The sequence below is a fragment of the Caballeronia arationis genome (assembly GCF_001544975.2).
Taxonomy (GTDB): Bacteria; Pseudomonadota; Gammaproteobacteria; order Burkholderiales; family Burkholderiaceae; genus Caballeronia; species Caballeronia arationis.
Genome location: NZ_FCOG02000275.1, coordinates 1 through 4,237, shown reverse-complemented (window position 1 = coordinate 4,237; position 4,237 = coordinate 1). Strand labels below are relative to the sequence as shown.

Annotated in this window: 4 protein-coding genes; 3 read left to right on the top strand and 1 reads right to left on the bottom strand. The window is 60.2% G+C overall.

What is annotated here, in order from left to right:
* Positions 1-207 precede the first annotated feature (207 nt).
* A complete protein-coding gene (locus tag AWB81_RS40805; protein WP_062644101.1) occupies positions 208-393 on the bottom strand; it encodes a hypothetical protein in 186 nt (61 codons plus the stop codon).
* A gap of 256 nt (positions 394-649) precedes the next feature.
* On the opposite strand from AWB81_RS40805, the gene AWB81_RS40800 reads away from it, so the two are divergent.
* The 3 genes from AWB81_RS40800 to AWB81_RS40790 all read left to right on the top strand — a co-directional run bounded on the left by AWB81_RS40800 (position 650) and on the right by AWB81_RS40790 (position 4,200).
* On the top strand, positions 650-1,327 hold the full coding sequence (locus AWB81_RS40800) for a TetR/AcrR family transcriptional regulator (RefSeq protein ID WP_062644098.1): 678 nt from the start codon (positions 650-652) through the stop codon (positions 1,325-1,327).
* Positions 1,328-1,517: 190 nt separating this feature from the next.
* Complete coding sequence (locus AWB81_RS40795) at positions 1,518-2,879, top strand: competence protein CoiA family protein (protein ID WP_087135567.1); 1,362 nt, start codon at positions 1,518-1,520, stop codon at positions 2,877-2,879.
* Between the two features lie 766 nt (positions 2,880-3,645).
* Positions 3,646-4,200, top strand: a complete 555-nt coding sequence (locus tag AWB81_RS40790; RefSeq protein WP_087135566.1) for a two-partner secretion domain-containing protein — start codon at positions 3,646-3,648, stop codon at positions 4,198-4,200.
* Positions 4,201-4,237 lie beyond the last annotated feature (37 nt).

The following is a 4,237-nucleotide window of genomic DNA, read 5'->3' as shown; positions in this document are numbered from 1 at the left end:
GCATGAGATCACGAAGATGTATCGCCTCTTGAGGCAAAACGAATAGCATGATCAGCCAACTTGTGGGTAATCCTGAGCGCAGGGCGGGGTGGTCAGTCCCATCTTGATGAACCTGTTCATGCATTACGCGTTCGACCATTGGATGCAGCGCACCAGTCCAAATTGCCCGTTTGATTATCAGTAAGTCCCCGGACATATGAGAAGACGCTACTCGCTGGTTTGGTGAGGTTTTGTGCGAAGTGTGCTCATCTCGTTCACGCGAACTGCCATTGCGTCGATGCGGTCGAGTGTGGCAAAGATGCTCTCGAACTCGCCGCGCATCATCGCGTGCATCTCGTCAAGGGTCCCGTCTATCTCGTCCAGCTTGGCAAGAATTTCGTCGTCGATTGACATGTCGCCTCCATCTCACGCGGTAATTATCGCGCAAAAACCGACGGGGCCACTGCCGTGAGCCAAGACAAACGACGCCCGATGCCGCCCGCTGGCGACAGCGCGGTGCATTGCCTCGCGAGCCGTCCTGCGACAAGGCTGCGCGCCCGGCCCGACGTGAGCGGGCCGGTTTTTGTCGGCGCCTGAAAAGAAAGGGACGCGCATAATGGGCCTTACCTGAAGCTGTTCCTTAACACTGCAGGGCTAGAGGCCACCGGCAATGAACGAACCAAGAGTGAAGCGAGACCCCGAGGGCACACGCCGGCGCATTCTTGAGGCCGCGACGCAACAGTATTCGACCCATGGACTTTCCGGTGCACGCGTCGACGCGATCGCAACCGCCGCGTGCACCAACGAGCGGATGCTCTATTACTATTTTGAAAGCAAAGAAGGACTGTACGTCGCCGTCCTCGAGCAAATGTACGCGGAGTTCGCGCGTCATGAGCTGAGCCTCGACCTCGCGGGACTGCAACCCGCAGGCGCGATTCGAACGCTCGCGCGTTCCATCTGGGATTACTTCAGAGCGAACCCTCGGTGGCTGAATCTCATCAACAATGAGAATCTGCATGAAGCCCATTACCTTGAGCGCTCGCCGAAACTGACAGAGGCCATTTCACCCGTGGTTGATCTGTTGCGCACGACGTTAGCACGTGGCGCAGCGGCGGGGGAGTTCCGGTCAGATGTGGACCCGCTGGATTTCTACGTGACCCTAACTGCAATGGGCTACTACCTGGTTTCCAATCGGTTCACCGTAAAAGCGTTCGTTGGCCGGGACTATTCCGCGCCGGCTGTTATCGAGGCGGTCTCCGGGATGCAGGTCGAGATGCTTCTTTCGTATTTGCGGCCACCGGCGACAGTCGCGTCGCCTCATGATTCCGCTGTTCGAGGCGCAGCGTAGAACGGCGGCAAAGACGCTATTCCGCTAAACGACGCCCGTCCTTCGTGACGGCAGTCGCTAAGTCGTCATTCCACTCAGCGTCCAGACGAAAAGCCGCTCCGAGGCTCGGATGATTGGGCATCGCGATGCCGCGCTCTTTGCAGAATCTGCGGGTGAGCACGACAGCGAGTAGTTCGGCGTCTCGGCGTGTATGCCCGGCATCGAACTCAAGTATGGCTGCTCGTTCCTCGAAAAACTCTATAGCGCTGTCCATCGTTCCTATTCGCCCGGGCGTTGTGCACACCACATTGTGCACAACGCCGCGCAGTGTTGTGTGCCCAGCCACACGCGGCGCGGCATGGCCTCGGCTGGAGGCGTGGCCAATTTTGTGATATTTCTCTGCCGACGAGTCCAGTTTCCTGGAGCGCAGGTGCCACTCAAGTGTCTCGATGCGAACGACACACCGGTTTATGCGTTCGACTTTTCGGCCGAGGAGTTTGACGCGCTGCGACGCGCCCATCGCAAGGACGCCCATCTGCACTTTGCCTGCTGCGACTCGAAGCTTGCCCTTAGAACTTCTTCGACGGGCCTGCGGCACTTCTACCATCTCACGTCTGGGGGCACCTGCGCTTACGCCGGCGAGTCAGAAGGTCACCTGCGGCTCAAGCAGGAGGTGATGCTCGCCGCGCGGGCAGCGAGGTGGGACGCCGAATGCGAAGTGCAGGACGAAACAGGAGCCGGGCGCTGGCGCGCGGATGTCCTCATGCGGCGGGGCAAAGCGCGAATCGCCATCGAGGTCCAACTCGCCAAGCTACCGTGGGCTGAGATTCGAGCCCGACAGGAGTGCTATGCGGCTGTCGGCGTGCGCGGTTTGTGGTTGCTGAAGCAGGACAACTACCCGGTCTGCCATGAGGTGCCTGCGTTTCAGCTACGGATGGTCGAGGGTCAGCCCGAGGTTCGCATCACGCCACCCAACGACTCGGTCAACGTCACAATGCGAGAGTTCGGCGGCTTCTGGGCGCCGCTCAGCACGTTCGTAGCGGCCGCGCTTTCCAAGAACCTCGTTTGGTCGCCGGTGTCGGAGCTGCGACGGGTCGACATTCGCCTGCGCTTCGTCGAGCACCCCCGCTGCAGGTGCGGCCGGCCGCTGCTGATCCCGACATCGCTGAACGTAGCGATGCCATACCCACGGCATCGCGGGCTTCTATGGACGGTGCTGCCAGGAAAGCCGTTCGTGCCAAACCCAGGGCCGGCGTGGCTCAACGCGATCGTGGACTTGTTCAATCAACACTTCCCGCAGAAAGGTAGCGCCGTCATCACCCGCCGGATCACCGAAGGTCGCGCCTTTCATGCGCATCAGTGCCCGAGTTGCGGCCATTTGACGGAACACGAACCCACGCGACACGACGAGAAACTGCTGACGCACCTCGACATCCCATTGGACCAGTTGCCGGCGCCGCTACCAGGCACAGCTGAGTGGCAGTTCGTCCATCAGTGGTGGTTGCGGATGCCGACGGACACGCAGTTGCAAAAGTCGTCGCCTGGCCAAATGAATTTGCCGTTCGACCGTTGACCGCTCGAAACCGCCACACACCCCGAAAGCTACGAACGTGACGCGGTCAGAGCCCCGCCGGGTGCAGCTTTGCTGCGGCGCGCACGCGCATGCCATTGACGTGCGAGCGCGTAGTTGTAGGCGCTCGAATGACGACTGCTCGGTCGGCTCGTCAACGGTCAGTTCCGCATCCCACACGAAGCTACCGGGCAAACGCTCAATCGCCGCTGCCACATCAGGAAACGACCTGTTCAGGGGCCGCTGCGGGAGAGCAGTTCCGACCCCGGCTGCCGACCTTCCAAACCAAGCAACGGAATCCGTCGTATTTAGACAGGCACATTTTGCGGTGTTGCCTTTCAACCCGGACTGCGCCGCGCAACACCGAGCGCGAACTGCGGGACTCGGCCCAGTTGCTGTCGCCCGCGTAATTCAAGAATCAGTCATTCGAGCGGCCGGTCTACCCTGGAAAGCGACGAAAGTCTCAACGGTGGTGTCGGCGTTCTTCGCTTGACCTGCGGTATGCAGGACCTCCGAACCAACGCAAGAAAAATGCTGCTGTTGTTGCGTGTGAGCTTCGCTACGGCTCCCGTTTTTGCGCTTTCTCGCAAGAGTGTCCAAATCGCGCCATACTGCGACACGAACGGTCGTACCGTTAGTAGTGCTATCGCACGGGCGTTCCATCAATTCGGACGGGACCGGCAAATCGTCTGCTATAACTGAACGAAGGCCTTCGGTCGCCGCAGGGCATTCGCCTTGGGTCCATCCGCGCGCTCTCGGGAGAGATAGTATGACCAGGCCGCGTTTCCCCGCATTTCCGGCGTGCGTTGCGCGTAATGCGTGGTGCCTTCGATCGACGTTCAAGCTCTTATTGGCGGCCGCACAGGTCGTCGGGCCGACAGCGGCGGTCGCCGCAGGCCCGCTTCCTGACGGCGGCCAGTTCGTAGCGGGCGCCGGGTCGATGACGCGCAATGGCGCGACGCTCAACATCAGGCAGGCGACACCCCAAGCCGTGATCGACTGGAAAAGCTTTTCAGTCGGCATCGGGCATACCGTCTCAATCGATAATCCCAAAGGTGCGACGCTCAATCGGATCACGGGCCCCTCGATCGCGAGAATCGACGGCAAGCTCACCGGCGTCGGCGATGTGTACGTGCTCGATCCACACGGGGTGGTCATAGGCAAGACGGGCGTGGTTGCTACCGGCGGCCGATTCGTCGCCTCGACATTGGATATCAGCAATGGTGACTTCATGAGGTATTACCCGCAAGTCAATCTGGTCGGTACGTCGAGCGGAACCGTCGTTGAACCGCCTCCGATTTTTCTGGACACGAATTTGGGGTAAAAGTGTGTCTGGAAACGGAGTTGAACATGCTGAAGAA

Bases quoted from the DNA above. Each gene is read 5' to 3' on its own strand.
- AWB81_RS40805 (WP_062644101.1), bottom strand. From the start codon at position 393: ATGTCAATCGACGACGAAATTCTTGCCAAGCTGGACGAGATAGACGGG.
- AWB81_RS40800 (WP_062644098.1), top strand. From the start codon at position 650: ATGAACGAACCAAGAGTGAAGCGAGACCCCGAGGGCACACGCCGGCGC.
- AWB81_RS40795 (WP_087135567.1), top strand. From the start codon at position 1,518: ATGCCCGGCATCGAACTCAAGTATGGCTGCTCGTTCCTCGAAAAACTC.
- AWB81_RS40790 (WP_087135566.1), top strand. From the start codon at position 3,646: ATGACCAGGCCGCGTTTCCCCGCATTTCCGGCGTGCGTTGCGCGTAAT.